Annotated in this window: 23 protein-coding genes; all 23 read left to right on the plus strand. The window is 31.8% G+C overall.

All coding sequences use genetic code 11. The annotated features are described in order from the left end of the window. Positions 1 to 89: 89 nt before the first annotated feature. The 23 genes from SPICA_RS08945 (at position 90) to SPICA_RS09050 (ending at position 14,751) form a co-directional block, all read left to right on the plus strand. Entirely contained in the window at positions 90 to 785 is a 696-nt protein-coding gene (locus SPICA_RS08945) for a hypothetical protein (protein WP_013969205.1), read from the plus strand. 308 nt (positions 786 to 1,093) lie between these two features. After that, complete coding sequence (locus SPICA_RS08950) at positions 1,094 to 1,345, plus strand: ribbon-helix-helix domain-containing protein (protein WP_013969206.1); 252 nt, start codon at positions 1,094 to 1,096, stop codon at positions 1,343 to 1,345. Then, positions 1,323 to 1,742, plus strand: a complete 420-nt coding sequence (locus SPICA_RS08955) for a type II toxin-antitoxin system VapC family toxin (RefSeq protein WP_013969200.1) — start codon at positions 1,323 to 1,325, stop codon at positions 1,740 to 1,742. The genes SPICA_RS08950 and SPICA_RS08955 overlap by 23 nt, the downstream gene beginning before the upstream one ends. A gap of 245 nt (positions 1,743 to 1,987) precedes the next feature. Continuing rightward, positions 1,988 to 3,316, plus strand: coding sequence for a hypothetical protein (locus SPICA_RS08960; RefSeq protein WP_013969207.1), 1,329 nt, complete (start codon positions 1,988 to 1,990; stop codon positions 3,314 to 3,316). Then, on the plus strand, positions 3,301 to 4,164 hold the full coding sequence (locus SPICA_RS08965) for a DNA adenine methylase (protein WP_013969208.1): 864 nt from the start codon (positions 3,301 to 3,303) through the stop codon (positions 4,162 to 4,164). Before SPICA_RS08960 ends, SPICA_RS08965 begins: the two co-directional genes overlap by 16 nt. A gap of 259 nt (positions 4,165 to 4,423) precedes the next feature. Continuing rightward, entirely contained in the window at positions 4,424 to 4,705 is a 282-nt protein-coding gene (locus SPICA_RS08970) for a type II toxin-antitoxin system Phd/YefM family antitoxin (protein WP_013969194.1), read from the plus strand. Then, entirely contained in the window at positions 4,698 to 5,033 is a 336-nt protein-coding gene (locus SPICA_RS08975) for a type II toxin-antitoxin system RelE/ParE family toxin (RefSeq protein ID WP_013969195.1), read from the plus strand. Before SPICA_RS08970 ends, SPICA_RS08975 begins: the two co-directional genes overlap by 8 nt. A 154-nt stretch (positions 5,034 to 5,187) precedes the next feature. Then, entirely contained in the window at positions 5,188 to 5,838 is a 651-nt protein-coding gene (locus SPICA_RS14850; protein ID WP_013969209.1) for a hypothetical protein, read from the plus strand. Next, positions 5,828 to 5,956 (plus strand): hypothetical protein, encoded by a 129-nt coding sequence (locus tag SPICA_RS15820; protein WP_013969210.1) that lies wholly within the window; start codon positions 5,828 to 5,830, stop codon positions 5,954 to 5,956. The genes SPICA_RS14850 and SPICA_RS15820 overlap by 11 nt, the downstream gene beginning before the upstream one ends. A gap of 142 nt (positions 5,957 to 6,098) precedes the next feature. Continuing rightward, on the plus strand, positions 6,099 to 6,656 hold the full coding sequence (locus tag SPICA_RS14855; RefSeq protein WP_013969211.1) for a flagellar basal body rod protein FlgC: 558 nt from the start codon (positions 6,099 to 6,101) through the stop codon (positions 6,654 to 6,656). A 236-nt stretch (positions 6,657 to 6,892) separates the two neighbouring features. Then, positions 6,893 to 7,213 carry a hypothetical protein gene (locus SPICA_RS08990; protein WP_013969198.1) on the plus strand — a complete coding sequence of 107 codons (321 nt, stop codon included), beginning with the start codon at positions 6,893 to 6,895 and terminating at the stop codon, positions 7,211 to 7,213. Further along, on the plus strand, positions 7,203 to 7,565 hold the full coding sequence (locus SPICA_RS08995; protein ID WP_013969199.1) for a DUF3795 domain-containing protein: 363 nt from the start codon (positions 7,203 to 7,205) through the stop codon (positions 7,563 to 7,565). The genes SPICA_RS08990 and SPICA_RS08995 overlap by 11 nt, the downstream gene beginning before the upstream one ends. A 285-nt stretch (positions 7,566 to 7,850) precedes the next feature. Beyond that, positions 7,851 to 8,573 carry a hypothetical protein gene (locus SPICA_RS09000; RefSeq protein WP_013969212.1) on the plus strand — a complete coding sequence of 241 codons (723 nt, stop codon included), beginning with the start codon at positions 7,851 to 7,853 and terminating at the stop codon, positions 8,571 to 8,573. Between the two features lie 138 nt (positions 8,574 to 8,711). Next, a complete protein-coding gene (locus SPICA_RS09005) occupies positions 8,712 to 9,602 on the plus strand; it encodes a DUF3800 domain-containing protein (protein WP_013969213.1) in 891 nt (296 codons plus the stop codon). A 160-nt stretch (positions 9,603 to 9,762) separates the two neighbouring features. After that, positions 9,763 to 10,122 (plus strand): hypothetical protein, encoded by a 360-nt coding sequence (locus tag SPICA_RS09010; protein WP_041396193.1) that lies wholly within the window; start codon positions 9,763 to 9,765, stop codon positions 10,120 to 10,122. 63 nt (positions 10,123 to 10,185) lie between these two features. Beyond that, positions 10,186 to 10,668, plus strand: a complete 483-nt coding sequence (locus SPICA_RS09015) for a GNAT family N-acetyltransferase (protein WP_013969215.1) — start codon at positions 10,186 to 10,188, stop codon at positions 10,666 to 10,668. A 205-nt stretch (positions 10,669 to 10,873) separates the two neighbouring features. Beyond that, positions 10,874 to 11,770 (plus strand): hypothetical protein, encoded by an 897-nt coding sequence (locus SPICA_RS09020; protein WP_013969216.1) that lies wholly within the window; start codon positions 10,874 to 10,876, stop codon positions 11,768 to 11,770. A gap of 61 nt (positions 11,771 to 11,831) precedes the next feature. Then, a complete protein-coding gene (locus SPICA_RS09025) occupies positions 11,832 to 12,224 on the plus strand; it encodes a hypothetical protein (protein ID WP_169311869.1) in 393 nt (130 codons plus the stop codon). A 291-nt stretch (positions 12,225 to 12,515) separates the two neighbouring features. Continuing rightward, on the plus strand, positions 12,516 to 12,767 hold the full coding sequence (locus SPICA_RS09030; RefSeq protein ID WP_013969206.1) for a ribbon-helix-helix domain-containing protein: 252 nt from the start codon (positions 12,516 to 12,518) through the stop codon (positions 12,765 to 12,767). After that, a complete protein-coding gene (locus tag SPICA_RS09035) occupies positions 12,745 to 13,164 on the plus strand; it encodes a type II toxin-antitoxin system VapC family toxin (protein WP_013969200.1) in 420 nt (139 codons plus the stop codon). Before SPICA_RS09030 ends, SPICA_RS09035 begins: the two co-directional genes overlap by 23 nt. A 125-nt stretch (positions 13,165 to 13,289) precedes the next feature. Then, on the plus strand, positions 13,290 to 13,682 hold the full coding sequence (locus SPICA_RS09040) for a VOC family protein (protein WP_013969202.1): 393 nt from the start codon (positions 13,290 to 13,292) through the stop codon (positions 13,680 to 13,682). Between the two features lie 10 nt (positions 13,683 to 13,692). Continuing rightward, a complete protein-coding gene (locus tag SPICA_RS09045) occupies positions 13,693 to 14,016 on the plus strand; it encodes a transcriptional regulator (RefSeq protein ID WP_013969203.1) in 324 nt (107 codons plus the stop codon). 123 nt (positions 14,017 to 14,139) lie between these two features. Next, entirely contained in the window at positions 14,140 to 14,751 is a 612-nt protein-coding gene (locus tag SPICA_RS09050; RefSeq protein WP_013969218.1) for a histidine phosphatase family protein, read from the plus strand. Positions 14,752 to 14,754 lie beyond the last annotated feature (3 nt).

Consider the following 14,754-nt stretch of genomic DNA (forward strand, 5'->3'; position numbering starts at 1 on the left):
CTTGTCGCTTCGCTCGGCACAAACCGCGCCAATTACGGCTCGCAGGTTAAGCAAATGTTCTACGGACCCTTCGGGCGGAGGAATATTTAATGAGCACTATAAAATCTCCTGTTGGTATTTATTTAAATAAGAAAGATGTAGATGCTATGCCTGCCGCTGAATTGAAAGCTTTGATGCAAATATTAAGGCTCATTAATATCCTAAGATATAGCCTTCGGCTTAATGTACTTATTAAAAAGGATCATAATAAACTGTTCGACTTTAGAAATAAAACAGAAATACTTTTTTATATGATTGCTTCAATTAAAGAGGCTGTAAAAGTAATATATAATAGTATTATTCCAATTATAGGAGAAAAGTATATTTCTAAAGAGATTGAAGAATTATATCGTGATAATAAAGTCAGAGCAAATAATTGGAAAATTGATCCATTTTATAAAATTGTTGATTACATAAGAAATAATGTTGGTTTTCATTTTTCGGAAGACATATATAATGGTATTATTTCTGAAGATGGAGTTACACAAAACGATATTCTTATAGGTGTTGCTGTAGGTGAGACAATAAATGATTTTCTAATAATAGAACCATATACTTCAATATTTATGAAAATAGCAGAGATGGTACCTGAAGACATTGATAAATTAAAATTCCATGATTGGCTAGAGGAAAACACAATAAAAGAAACAGATATAATTTGTAAAATATTAGAAGGGATATTAAGAATTATGATTAAGGATAAAGCATATAAAAAAGTTTTAGATGAAAGTATAGTGAAGGATTGAGAATATTAAGGAGAAAATAGGAGCGTAGAACAATCGCTTCAACCGGATAGCGCTATTGTCACGCCCTTTGCTAGTCGCATCGCTATGCGCTGCTCGGCAAAGGCCGCGCCAATGACGCGCTACCGGTTAAGCGTATGTTCTGCGGACCTTGCAGGCGCTGAGAGAATTGATAAAACTACAGTAAAAGTGTAGTTTTTAATATACATTCATCAATATATAGCTCAAAAATATAAAGAACTGCTTGTATTTCAATTTATATTGACAAAATAATATTATTGTATTACTATAAGTATTACAGGAAGCGATATATGACTACAGTTCGGTTACCTACTGAAATTGAACAAAAATTAGAGGCTATTTCTCAAGAAAAACATAAATCTAAATCAGAAATAATTAAAGAAGCGCTTGAGAAACTATTTTATTCTGAAGAATCACAAAAGAATTCATATGAACTTGGAATTGAGTTTTTTGGTAAATTTGGAAGTGGCGAAGGAAATCTTTCAGTTACTTACAAAGAAAAAATAAAGGACAAGATACATGCTAAACGACGTACTCATTGATGCTGGTCCTTTAATTGCTTTATTTGATAAAGACGATCATTATCATGAAAAAGTAAAGGAATTCATAAAAAATAAAGATTATAAATTTCACACTACGACAGCTGTAATAACTGAAGTCTTACATATGCTTGATTTTAGTGTAAAGGTTCAAATTAATTTTCTTGAATGGATAATGCTTGGTGGTATATTGCTATATGAAATAAAACAAACTGATTTAGGGAAGATAATTGAATTAACAAAAAAATATAGTGACCGTCCCATGGATTTTGCAGACGCAACACTCGTTCTAGCTGCAGAACAATCAGGAATAAGAAAAATAATTAGCATAGATTCAGATTTTGATATTTACCGATTACCTGGAAAAGTTAGAATAGAAAATATATTTCGAGATATATAAGACGCAGAACAATTGCTTTAAGCAGATTCGCCTATTGTCACGGTTCTTGCTTACGCAAGAACGCGAGCCAATGACGGCTCACTGCTTAAGCAAATGTTAGATTGAGTAACGCAGTGAATATTTAAGGAGATGAGTGATCAAAAGCTCTTTGGAAAAGTAATGGAGATGCAGGCAGCTGCATTCGTTGCCGCTTAAAATATAGTGAATCTTCACAACTCACGGTTGACTTTTTATAGGAGGAGTGTATGATTAAAATGATTTCAATCAATGATTTGCTTGTGAATCCAGAGAACTATAGGTATACATCTGTAGAAAGCCAAAAAGAAGCAATCGACTTGATTGTAAGTGATCAAAAAGAAAAATTACTTAATCTCGCTAAACATATAATGGAAAATGGCTTAAATCCGAATGATTTAGTACAAGTATCGCCATATGCCCATGATAAAACAAAATATATTGTAATTGAAGGCAATCGTAGAGTTGTTGCTCTTAAGTTACTGAATACACCAACACTTGTTGATATTTCTGGTTATGAACGTCTACGCGACAAATTTCAAGCTTTAAAAACTGAGTTTAAGGATCGGATAATAGACTCAATCAATTGTAGTGTATACGCCGACCCAAGCGATGCAGATAAGTGGATTAAACTAAAGCACGCTGGCCAAAGTAATGGTATTGGTACAGTTGACTGGGACGCACAACAGATTCAGAGATTTGAGGAAAAAGTTGAAGGGAAGTCTTCTGTTGCTTTGCAGATTCTAAATTTTGTAAAATCATCATCTCAAACGCCTAATGACATCATTGCGAATATAGGCTCTGTGCCGATTACAAGCCTCAGCAGATTAGTTGCAGATCCTGATGTTCGTCGCTTTATTGGAATTGAGGTAAACAATGGCCTTGTAACATCCATATTGCCTGAATCAGAAGTACTAAAGGGACTTATTAAGATTATATCCGATTTATTATCGCCAGATTTTAAAGTCAAACGAATTTACACAAAAGACGATCGTCAAGATTATGTAAAATCGTTTCCAAAGAAAAGTACTCCTGATCATTCCAGATTAGCAGATAAACCATGGCTATTGAATGGAATATCAAAAGCCAAACCTACGAATCAGCCGCCAAGATCCACAATATCAAAGGATAGGAAGACTGTAATTCCACGAAAAGTAAAAATATTAATAACAAATTCAAAGGTTAATGCAATCTATGAAGAACTTAAGAAACTTGATGTTAACAAATTTACTAACGCCTGTGCAGTCCTCTTACGCGTGTTTGTAGAATTAAGTTTAGACTGTTACATCTATAGCAAAAAACCAGCAAAAATTACAATTAACTCAAAGTTGCGTGAAAAGGTACAAGAGATTTCTTCATTACTTGAATCAACTGGTATTGTAGATAAATATATTACCAAGGGCGTTCGAGACCAGGTTGCTATTCCTAATGGAGTTTTATCGATGGATACTCTGAATGCATATATCCATAATCCAAATTACTCTCCTATTGCAACAAATGTTGTTATAGCATGGGATAATATTCAAGTATTCATGGAGCGATTATGGGCAGATATCTGAAGTCAGAAAATTATTCTCCAATGAGATATCCAGGAGGCAAGGGAAAGCTATCTGGATATTTCAAGGAGTTGCTTAAGCTAAATAATCTCTATGATTGTACCTATTTTGAGCCATACGCAGGTGGGGCTGCAGTTGCACTTTCATTATTATTTAACCAATATGCTCAACGAATTGTTATTAATGATTTCGATCTTTCCATATATGCACTTTGGCATTCAATAGTTAATAAGACAAATAAACTTTGTAGCTTAATTGAAAATACCAAAGTAACTATTGAAACTTGGAGAGAAATGAAAGAAGTAAATAAAACAGAAAAAACGAATCTATTAAAATTGGGATTTTCAACTCTTTTTCTTAATCGCACAAATAGATCTGGAATAATTAATGCAGGTGTTATTGGTGGACTTGATCAAAAAGGAGAATGGAAAATTGATGCTAGGTTCAATAAAAATAATATTATAGATCGCATACTTCATATTTCTAAGTACAAAAACAATATCGAAGTTCATAATCTGGACGCTATAGAGCTAATAAATAACCATAATCTAATCAAGGGTAATAAGTCATTTATATATTTGGATCCACCGTATTATAAAAAGGGAAAAGATTTATATTTAAACTACTATAACCGTGAAGACCATGAAAAAGTATATAAATGCCTTGAAAACATTTCATCGCGAAAATGGGTGGTTACTTATGACAATGTTGATTATATAAGAGAGCTTTATAAGAAGTATAGAGTTCAATATTACAATCTATCATATTGTGCTCATAATTATAAAAAAGGAAGTGAAATAGCAATTTATTCTGACAAATTAGTATTTCCAGAATTTCAATCACCAATCTAACAACTGCTTCAACCTGACTCGGCTATGTCACGATTCTTGCTTGTCGTCGCTACGCTCCTCGGCAAGAATCGCTCCATGACGCCTCGCAGGTTAAGCAAATGTTATGCAGATTTAAGAAAGTAAAATATTTATATATCAGACATATGAATATTTTACCTTAATTGTATAGCTTAAAAATTTTACAGGTCTCTTTATAGTCTTTATATTGACCTATCTTTAAAATATTGTATAATGAATTATAATACGGAGGATTAATATAATGATAAAGATAAATAATGATATACGTCCAATATCTTATATAAAATCTCATACAGCTGAAATGATAAGACAAATAGAAGAAAAGAAAAATCCAATAATAATCACACAAAATGGTGAGGCTAAAGCAGTTCTTCTTGATGTTGATACATTTCAAGGCTTAATCGATACAATAAATATTTTAAAAATTATCTCTATTGGTGAAAATGATATTCATAAAAATAATGTTATAAAACATAATGATGTAAAAACAAAAATTGAGGAAATATTAACACAAAATGAATAGAGATATTGTATGGTCTCTCGATGCAAGCGATGAGTTTGTAGAAATAATTCTATATATTACAGAACACTCTGGAAATAATGTAGCACGTACGATTTATGAGAAAATTATAAAAAAAATAGAAAATCTTGTTGACTTCCCCGCAATTGGAAGGAAAGTTCCCGAATTAGAATCAGTTGGTAATACAGAATATTATGAAATAATAGAAAGTCCGTGGAGAATCATTTATCGATATACAGAAAATGAAGTATATATTGTTTCAATAATTGATGGAAGAAGAAATATTGAAGAAATATTATATAAAAAAATTATAAAGGGTAAAATATGGTAATAAATACATGCATAACAATTGCTTTAACCAGACATTTCCTTTGTCATGAAAATTGCTGTCGCTACGCTCGGCAATTTTCACGCCAAGCCCTTCGGGCACGGAAATGCAGGTTAAGCAAATGTTAGGCTGACCCTTCGGGCCAAGAAAGGAAAATATGCAAATCGATCAGTTCATATTTAAGTTGCTTATTTTATCAATTCCAGGTTCAATTTCCTATTTGCTTTATGTTAAAATTGCTATTTATAGAATAGAAAATAAAACTAAATTTGGCTTTAGTGAAATAATGTTCATTTTATTATCATCACTTATCTCAAATGTAATTTATGACTTATTTGTTAAATTATTAAATTGCATTTTTAATTTGAGTATTACACCAGTATTAGAAAAACTATTAAAGGTAGGTAATTATTCTGCAGTAGAATTACTTTTTTTAATATTTATTGGTATAATATTAGGAATAATATTTGTAACATTAGAAACAAAAAAGGTTTTATATAAAATTGCGAAAAAATTACGGTTTTCAAATCATTATGGTGATGATGATGTCTGGACATTTGTATGCAACTCTCCTGATGTTGAATGGGTATTTGTACGAGATCATAAATATGACTTAGTATATTTTGGTCGATTGGAACAATATTCTGACCCTGGTGAAAATAGAGAACTCCTTCTTTCAGATGTTTCGGTATATACAAATAAAGATAGTAAATATTGTTATGACATTCCAAAAATTTACATTTCCAGATTACCAGAAGAATTAACGATTGAAATCGCACCAAAAAAAGGAGAGGAAGATGCCACATAAACAAGACGGGCAACAAAAGCCGCTAAATGAAGGTAGTGAAAAATCTGGAGGTAAAAACAATGCTCCTAAAACCCCAAAACCAGATGTAACTCCGCCTGCTCAAAAACCAAAAAAATAAGCCTAACAACTGCTTCAACCTGACAATTCCTGTTGTCATGGTTTGTGCTTGTCGCTTCGCTCGGCACAAACCACGCCAAGCCCTTCGGGCCGGAATTGCAGGTTAAGCAAATGTTAGAAGGACCCTTCGGGCAGAGGAAAAAATGAAGAGAAAACAACTTTTTATACTGGTTTTATCAGTGTTATTTATTTCCTGCACAAAGATGGAAAACGATGTAATTCTTTTGGTTCCATATAGTCAACAAGAAGAAATTATAAACTATTTTAATAAAGCTAGTATTAATGTACAAGTAAATAATTCTTTGGTAATAATTCATTCTCCTGCTAATAATGTGTTAATAAATCTTCTCGATTATCAATATGCAAATATCTATTTGAATAAAAGCAATTTAGTTAATTTAACAACCACAAGAACACAAGATGGAACCTATTATAAAAGAAAATATCTTGAAGTTCTTCCAAATTCAAAATACAGAATACAAGAAGATTCTAGTATACCTAAGAAAATATATGACCCAACACATCCTGATTCAATTAAAGAAGGGAAAGACAAAGGATATGTATATTATCCAAATATAAATATTGAAGATGAAAACAATAAGCTCAAAAATAACGTATTTTTATATAATTCAATTCTTGAGTATTTGAAAAGTAGAAACATACCAATTGTGTCTATAGAAATTGATCAAAATAGTATATGATAAGTATCATTAATACTATTGAATCTGATAAAATATTAATGTGTTTTATAAATACAAAAAAAGACTTCTAACAACTGCTTCAACCTGATATTTTCTTTGGCACATTTTGTGCTGTCGCTTCGCTCCTGACGCACAAAATGCGCCAAGCCCTACGGGCACGAAAATACAGGTTAAGCAAATGTTCTACGGACGCTTCGCGCAGAGGATAATATATAGAATACTTCAGGAGGTTTGTTATGAGTAAATTGTTTAAGTACATAATAATTGGAGTTTCTCTAGGATTAATTGATGTTATACCAATGTTTATTATGAAACTAACATGGGATGCGAATATTTCTGCATTTTCAATGTGGGTAATAATTAGTTTTATTCTATATTACAATAATTTAAAATTAAACCAAATAGTTAAAAGTATTATAGTATCTTTTTTAGTATTGCTCCCTAACGCTATTCTTATTGGATGGAATAATCCCATCAATCTTTTCCCAGTAATTATCATGACTCTTCTTTTAAGCACAATAATGGGATTCTTTACAGGAAGAATAAATGGGAAATAACACCATAGAAGATATTGGTTGTTGTGGTGCATTTTGTGGAACTTGCAAAGTTAAAAAAGAAAAAGCATGTATCGGATGTAAATTGGGATATAACAATGGAGAAAGAGATTTAGCTAAAGCAAAATGTAAAATGAAAATATGTTGCATAACAAAGAATATTGATACATGCGCTGATTGCAAAGAATTGAATTCATGCCCAATTATTCAAGATTTTTTCAATAAAAATGGTTATAAATATCATAAATATAAAGAAGCAATTTATTATATAGTAGAGTACGGATATAAAGATTTTCTTGATCAAACTATAAAATGGACAATGCAATATGGAAAATATGAAAAAGAAAAGACGTAGAACAACTGCTTCAACCTGACATTGCTATTGTCACACTTTTTGCTAGTCGTCGCTATGCTCCTCGGCAAAAAGTGCGCCAATGTACGCAATGCAGGTTAAGCAAATGTTAGGTTGACGCCTACGGCGCTAAATTATATACAAATCCCAGAACTGATGCTATAATCTTTATTGGCCGATGGTGTAAGGGGAAACACGCTCTTAGTGAGAGTATTTGTGAGGTTCGAATCCTCACCGGCAAAACTCATTCAATGAGTGAGCTTTGCCGGTGAAAATTCGGGAAGAAGTATGCCAACAAAAATATACAGATATCATGTAGAAAACCTACGAAAGATTGAACTTACAATAAATCACATTTCTCGTTTGGCTCGAAATACAATAGCATCAAGAGATCCTGAAAATAGTCTACTATCCTTATTAAGACTCTATTCTTTTCTAATAGGAGCATGGGCTGAAACTAGGCTTAAAAAACTGTTAAATGAAGAACGAGGTTTTTGTGATGCTGATAGAAACGAAATACTAACAGTCGCAACTCAGATGGATCAATGGAAATTAACTATTGAAAAGGCATTTAGAAATCATTATGGTTTAAAAAAGGCAGAGCTAAATAATGTATCACTAGGCGAGACAGCTGCTGCGCGTTTCAATGTTTTGAATAAAATAATCAATGAAGACCTTAGAATATTAATCGAGATAAGAAATAAACTTGCACACGGGCAATGGATTTATCCTTTCAACTCGGAAGGCACGGCTATTGAGCAGGATAAATACCGTCTAATTAATCAAGAAAACCTACAATCGCTTCAATTTAAATATGCCTTAGTAAAGCATCTAGCGGATACTGTCCACGATCTTGTTGTGAGCAAAGCAACTTTTGAACGAGATTTTGATGCTCATTTTAAGCAACTAAATCAAGTAAAGATTAATCTCGAACGAAAAAAATACTCTGATTATGAAGATATGCTAATAAAAAGAAGAATCGAATCAAGAAGAAAAACAAAATTAACCTAACAACTGCTTCAACCTGACTCGGCTATGTCACGATTCTTGCTTGTCGGCGCTTCGCGCCGACAAGCAAGAATCGCGCCATTACGCCTCGCAGGTTAAGCAAATGTTAGGCGGACGCCTTCGGCGCAAAAGGAGAATCAAATGGGAAATACTTTAATACTTGATGAAAGCAAGGTTGGTGATGGTTCACTGTTTTGTTTTGCTGGTATCTTATATAAAGATCAAACAACATTTCTACAAATTGATTCAATATTAGCGTCTATTAAGAATAGACATGATTTAGCAAATGCAAATGCACCAATTGAACTAAAAGGAAATAAAATAAGTACAACAATTGACAGGAAAAAGGAAGCTTTGCTTGATGAGTTATTCAAAACAATCCAAGCTTTGACTCTGTCTGGTTCTGTTAGTATTCGGTTTTATATAATGCAAAAAGATGATTTGAATTATGCAAATGTGAATTTGGAAAACGTAATTAATAAAATACTAGAAAAAAATACCAGTATTGATAAAAAAAAAGTTCAAACGTATTTATATTATCAGTTATCATCATTACTAATAAAACGTATCCATGAATTGCCTTTTAAAAAAAGTTTCATAGAAACTGTGATTTGTGACAATATATATAATATGCGAACGACAAGCAAATCAATTATTTGGGCAAGGGGCAATATTGCATCAATTAAAATAGACATCAATACTATAGTTCCCATGATAATTGAAGCAGTCCATAATAAATTACCTACTCCTAAACATTATGGATTTAAGTTTCTTGATTTTTATGATTCAACTTCATTAGTAAGTATTCAATTATGTGATATTCTTTCGAACTTTATTATGAATAGCATTAGGCATATGTATTTTATATCAATAGGCGATGCTACGAATGCCGCATTATACAAAGCAAAATACGATTTTCTTAATAAATATATAGATATTTCAAATTTACCAATAACGGAAATTCCTTTAACCGCTGCAGGAAATGATATCTCTTGTTCAAATGTATTTTTACCTTTTATGGGTAAAATGTAAAAAAATACGTCTAACAACTGCTTCAACCTGACTCGGCTATGTCACGATTCTTGCTAGTCGTCGCTACGCTCCTCGGCAAGAATCGCGCCATGACGCCTCGCAGGTTAAGCAAATGTTAGCCAGACCCTTCGGGCTGAGGAATAATATGAGTCCATATAAAATGAGTCGAATTGAAGAATCAATACGAATTACTCTGCGGTTCGTTGATTTGGTAAATAAAAAAGACTTATTAACATTAAGCGAATTGCTCAGCAATAACTGTGTTTTTGAAGATCTTTGGGAAGATTCACCAATTAGTGCTAATAAAACAGAAGTAGTTCAATATCTTAGTAACCAATTTATGAAATTTCCAAAAGGAAAGATGGTTATTGTTGAAGCGAATAATCTAGTCCATAAATGTATAGCTAAATATAACTATTTTGGTATTTCTAACGATGACGATGATCATTTAAAATGCTTAGGTGTATTTGAAGTAAAGAGTGGCATGATATCTTCTGTAAGCTTATATACAAAAAAATGAGTACGAATTATTAAATAATAGCCAGATTATGCGGGTATAAATATAATTTACTGGAGGTATAAAGTGAATGCAACCCATATTACGGATTTATCTACGGGTAAAGGTATAATTACGATTTCCCAAGAACATATTTCTGCTAAAGATTATATCGAATTTCTTACACGAACAGATCTTGGAAAGCAATATCCTAAAGAAAGGTTTAATCAGCGAATTGAGAAGCTTGTAAACAACACTCAACTGAGCCTTATTGCCCGGACTGATAGCAATAAAATAGTCGGTATCTGTTTTGGTTTAACTGATTATGCATATTGGTTACTGCTCACGGACATTGGAATTGATAGAGAATATATTAAAAACGGTATTGGAAAATCAATGATAACCATAGCTCGTGAACAAGCTGGTGGTAAAGATAATATTATTGTTTTCATATACGCAAATGAAGACGCTGTAGGTTTTTATAAGAAATGTGGATTAACACAATCACAAAATATGATGGAGTTAACCAATATTGAGTGGACATCATTTGAGGTAGGAAAAGACAAATAGGCTAGTGCTTCTTGGTTATTGATTTTATCGAAGCTAAAAACAAAAGAAAATTTGGCTAACAACTGCTTCAACCTGTCATTGCTACTGTCACGAAACGTGCTTTCTGGCTTCGCCAGGCACGTTTCGCGCCAGCTTAACGCAATGCAGGTTAAGCAAATGTTAGCCAGACGCTCCGCGCGGGGAATTAAATAAAGGAGATTTGAAAATGCCTAGAGGTGAAGCTGTATTCTATGTTGGACGTGTAGTAAAATCTGGTTTCGATACTAAAGAATTTATTGAAGCATTATTAGATTCAAAACCTTTTTATGATAACGAAATTGTTTGGAGTATTATTGAAGTAGAACAAGTAACATTGGAAAATCAAGTATATATAAAAGGGGAACTAAGCAAAGCAAGACCTGATGCTAGAGTTACTGTATTGAATACAGAACTAAGTAAAAAAGAAGAAAAGGAAGAGCCACGTCTTGTACAAGGAATTAGTGAGTTTGTTTATTTACCAGAATTCTCAGGAATAGCATTTCGAAGTATCCCAAATCAAATTGAACCAAAAGCATTTATTAGGATATTTTCCAAAATAATTGAAAACACTCTTGGAAACTTTTTTATTCAATGTGAAATAAAAATGCTGGACGACTTGAGAAGTTTTTATGATCGTCTATCTTTGATGGATAGCATTGAAGTTATAAAAGCGAGGGTGAAGCCTCCAAATCCTCTTTTTGGCAAATTATGGGAATCACTAAAGGAGTATTTAAGCGACAGAAAATTAGATGAGCTTCAATTAAAAGAAATAGCTAAGAAGAAAGGAATTAATACAAAGATTAAAGAATTGATTAAACATATTTTAGAGGGAAATGAGAAAAAAATAGAAGAGTATATTGCAGCAAACCAAATTAGTTTAACAGATCTTGCATTGTTGATGTCTTTAGATGGATATGGAGATGGTCGTCTGGATGGTAAGCAAGGACAGAAACACTTCTTTATAAAAACACATGAAAAAATTGTCCACTTTTCTCTTCCGACCGAACATGATTTTACTGCAATATATAATGAGACAAATATTATACTTAAGGGAATTAGTGATGAACGTTATATGGAGCATTAAAAAGATAGCTAAGGCTTTTTTCATTAGTGTAGAATTTATATATTTAATAGTAATGATAATAATGAAAATGTTTAATATTTCATTTTTCTCAAAATTTGGTCTTTTCATTTACAGTTCTGAATCCATTGTTAGTTTTTTCACATTAGGATTTCCGATAGCTATTTTTATTTATGCAATGACACTTCAAAATGTATTATTACAACCACAAGAGAAATTATCAATTCTTGTTGAATGGCCTGATTATCAAGAATATAAGATTACTACATTTATTGGTTTACTGTTTTGTATTTTACCAATTCCGCCAACATTTATTTCCTGGATGATGAAAGACTATTACTTAGAATATGATTTAGGATTTTTCTACTTGTTATTAGTGGGAATTAGCTTGATTTCAGTAGTGTCTATGTATTTTGCAAAATTTAAAATTAAAGAAATATTAAGTAAAATCGAATAAGGAAATTTGGCTAACAACTGCTTCAACCTGACAATTCCTGTTGTCATGGTTTGTGCTATCGCTTCGCTCGGCACAAACCACGCCAAGCCCTTCGGGCCGGAATTGCAGGTTAAGCAAATGTTCTGCGGACCTTGAAGGCGCTGAGAGAATTGATAAAACTACAGTAAAAGTGTAGTTTTTAATATACATTCATCAATATATAGCTCAATAATATAAAAAATTGCTTATATTTCAATTTATATTGACAAAATAATATTATTGTATTACTTTAAGTATTACAGGAAGCAATATATGACTACAGTTCGGTTACCTACTGAAATTGAACAAAAATTAGAGGCTATTTCTCAAGAAAAACATAAATCTAAATCAGAAATAATTAAAGAAGCGCTTGAGAAACTATTTTATTCTGAAGAATCACAAAAGAATTCATATGAACTTGGAATTGAGTTTTTTGGTAAATTTGGAAGTGGCGAAGGAAATCTTTCAGTTACTTACAAAGAAAAAATAAAGGACAAGATACATGCTAAACGACGTACTCATTGATGCTGGTCCTTTAATTGCTTTATTTGATAAAGACGATCATTATCATGAAAAAGTAAAGGAATTCATAAAAAATAAAGATTATAAATTTCACACTACGACAGCTGTAATAACTGAAGTCTTACATATGCTTGATTTTAGTGTAAAGGTTCAAATTAATTTTCTTGAATGGATAATGCTTGGTGGTATATTGCTATATGAAATAAAACAAACTGATTTAGGGAAGATAATTGAATTAACAAAAAAATATAGTGACCGTCCCATGGATTTTGCAGACGCAACACTCGTTCTAGCTGCAGAACAATCAGGAATAAGAAAAATAATTAGCATAGATTCAGATTTTGATATTTACCGATTACCTGGAAAAGTTAGAATAGAAAATATATTTCGAGATATATAAGACGCAGAACAATTGCTTTAAGCAGATTCGCCTATTGTCACGGTTCTTGCTTACGCAAGAACGCGTGCCAATGACGGCTCACTGCTTAAGCAAATGTTAGCCAGACCCTTCGGGCGGAGGATAAAATGAAACTTGACGGATTTTGTATTTTTGTTAAAGACATGCCTTTAATGATTCGTTTTTACCGAGATGTTTTAGGTTTTGAAATTAAAGAAAATGAAGATACAACAAATGTATATTTAGTAAAAGATGGAACATTATTTTTGCTTTACAGAAGAACTGATTTTGAAAAGATGGTTGATAAAACATTTGAATATAGTCAATCATTTAATGGTCATAGTGAAATAGCATTAAGTGTAGAAAATTATTCTGAGGTAGACAAGGTATATCAGGAGATATTAAAAAGAGGTGCGACTTCAATTCTAAAACCAACGACCGAACCATGGGGACAAAGAACCTGTTATATAGCTGATCCAGAAGGGAATTTAATTGAGATAGGTTCATTTAACGAACATTAAGAAGGATCATATGTCAACTACTCAAGATTTTATAGAATTTCTTTTAGACCAAATTGATAATAATTGGAATATACGATATAGAAAAATGTTTGGTGAATATATGGTTTATATAAATGATAAACCAATATTACTAGTATGTGATAATACAGTATTTGTTAAAGAATTAGATTGTATAAGAAATTATTTCTCAGAAGATAGCAAAGGATTTCCCTACAAAGGTTCAAAAGAACATTTTATTCTTGACATAGAAAATAAATCTCTTTTGAATGAAATAATTAGTATATTAGAAAAGGTTATTCCAATACCAATAAAAAAAGCAAAAAAAAATGGCTAACAACTGCTTCAACTTGACAACGCTATGTCACGATTTTTGCTGTCGCTACGCTTGGCAAAAATCGCGCCATGTACGCGTTGCAAGTTAAGCAAATGTTAGGACGACGCTGCGCGCGAGGGAAAAATGTATTCATTTATTTTCATTAGACATGGTCATTCTCAAGCTGATGTTGAAAATGCATTTGAGGGTCGTCTTGATATGCCTTTAACTGACCTAGGCAAAAATCAAGCTAAAACTGCTTCTGAAAAATTAATTAAAATGAACTATAAATTTGATAAAATAATTTGCTCTCCATTAAAACGAGCAAAGGAAACCGCAAACATAATAAATGAAAAATATCATTTGGAAATTATTGAAAATGATTTGTTAATTGAACAAGACAATGGAATATTGACAGGTCAAAATAAGAAATTAATGGAAATTAAATATCCAATACCAAAATTTATAAATCCATTTAGAAAATTTCCTGAAAACACTGGCGAAAGCGATTTTGAATTACATGCAAGAGCAGGATTTGCATTAAATTCTTTAATGGATAATAAACCTGGAACATATTTAATTGTTTCGCATGGTAGAATTTTAAATGCATTAATTAGAAATATATTACAAATTCCAATACCGATAAATAATACAGGAGTATATTTTGGATTTGGAGATATTGGATTAATTGATTTAATTTATAAAGAAGATGAACATAAATGGTTTTTAATGAAGTTTGAGGAAAGTTTGTCCTAACAA

Source organism: Gracilinema caldarium DSM 7334 (genome assembly GCF_000219725.1).
Taxonomy (GTDB): Bacteria; Spirochaetota; Spirochaetia; order Treponematales; family Breznakiellaceae; genus Gracilinema; species Gracilinema caldarium.

Bases quoted from the DNA above. Each gene is read 5' to 3' on its own strand.
- SPICA_RS09005 (WP_013969213.1), top strand. From the start codon at position 8,712: ATGGGAAATACTTTAATACTTGATGAAAGCAAGGTTGGTGATGGTTCA.
- SPICA_RS09030 (WP_013969206.1), top strand. From the start codon at position 12,516: ATGACTACAGTTCGGTTACCTACTGAAATTGAACAAAAATTAGAGGCT.
- SPICA_RS08975 (WP_013969195.1), top strand. From the start codon at position 4,698: ATGAATAGAGATATTGTATGGTCTCTCGATGCAAGCGATGAGTTTGTA.
- SPICA_RS08965 (WP_013969208.1), top strand. From the start codon at position 3,301: ATGGGCAGATATCTGAAGTCAGAAAATTATTCTCCAATGAGATATCCA.
- SPICA_RS08945 (WP_013969205.1), top strand. From the start codon at position 90: ATGAGCACTATAAAATCTCCTGTTGGTATTTATTTAAATAAGAAAGAT.
- SPICA_RS08955 (WP_013969200.1), top strand. From the start codon at position 1,323: ATGCTAAACGACGTACTCATTGATGCTGGTCCTTTAATTGCTTTATTT.
- SPICA_RS09025 (WP_169311869.1), top strand. From the start codon at position 11,832: ATGAAAATGTTTAATATTTCATTTTTCTCAAAATTTGGTCTTTTCATT.
- SPICA_RS09010 (WP_041396193.1), top strand. From the start codon at position 9,763: ATGAGTCGAATTGAAGAATCAATACGAATTACTCTGCGGTTCGTTGAT.
- SPICA_RS08950 (WP_013969206.1), top strand. From the start codon at position 1,094: ATGACTACAGTTCGGTTACCTACTGAAATTGAACAAAAATTAGAGGCT.
- SPICA_RS15820 (WP_013969210.1), top strand. From the start codon at position 5,828: ATGCCACATAAACAAGACGGGCAACAAAAGCCGCTAAATGAAGGTAGT.
- SPICA_RS08970 (WP_013969194.1), top strand. From the start codon at position 4,424: ATGATAAAGATAAATAATGATATACGTCCAATATCTTATATAAAATCT.
- SPICA_RS08960 (WP_013969207.1), top strand. From the start codon at position 1,988: ATGATTAAAATGATTTCAATCAATGATTTGCTTGTGAATCCAGAGAAC.
- SPICA_RS09020 (WP_013969216.1), top strand. From the start codon at position 10,874: ATGCCTAGAGGTGAAGCTGTATTCTATGTTGGACGTGTAGTAAAATCT.
- SPICA_RS14855 (WP_013969211.1), top strand. From the start codon at position 6,099: ATGAAGAGAAAACAACTTTTTATACTGGTTTTATCAGTGTTATTTATT.
- SPICA_RS09050 (WP_013969218.1), top strand. From the start codon at position 14,140: ATGTATTCATTTATTTTCATTAGACATGGTCATTCTCAAGCTGATGTT.
- SPICA_RS09000 (WP_013969212.1), top strand. From the start codon at position 7,851: ATGCCAACAAAAATATACAGATATCATGTAGAAAACCTACGAAAGATT.
- SPICA_RS08995 (WP_013969199.1), top strand. From the start codon at position 7,203: ATGGGAAATAACACCATAGAAGATATTGGTTGTTGTGGTGCATTTTGT.
- SPICA_RS09040 (WP_013969202.1), top strand. From the start codon at position 13,290: ATGAAACTTGACGGATTTTGTATTTTTGTTAAAGACATGCCTTTAATG.
- SPICA_RS14850 (WP_013969209.1), top strand. From the start codon at position 5,188: ATGCAAATCGATCAGTTCATATTTAAGTTGCTTATTTTATCAATTCCA.
- SPICA_RS09035 (WP_013969200.1), top strand. From the start codon at position 12,745: ATGCTAAACGACGTACTCATTGATGCTGGTCCTTTAATTGCTTTATTT.
- SPICA_RS09045 (WP_013969203.1), top strand. From the start codon at position 13,693: ATGTCAACTACTCAAGATTTTATAGAATTTCTTTTAGACCAAATTGAT.
- SPICA_RS08990 (WP_013969198.1), top strand. From the start codon at position 6,893: ATGAGTAAATTGTTTAAGTACATAATAATTGGAGTTTCTCTAGGATTA.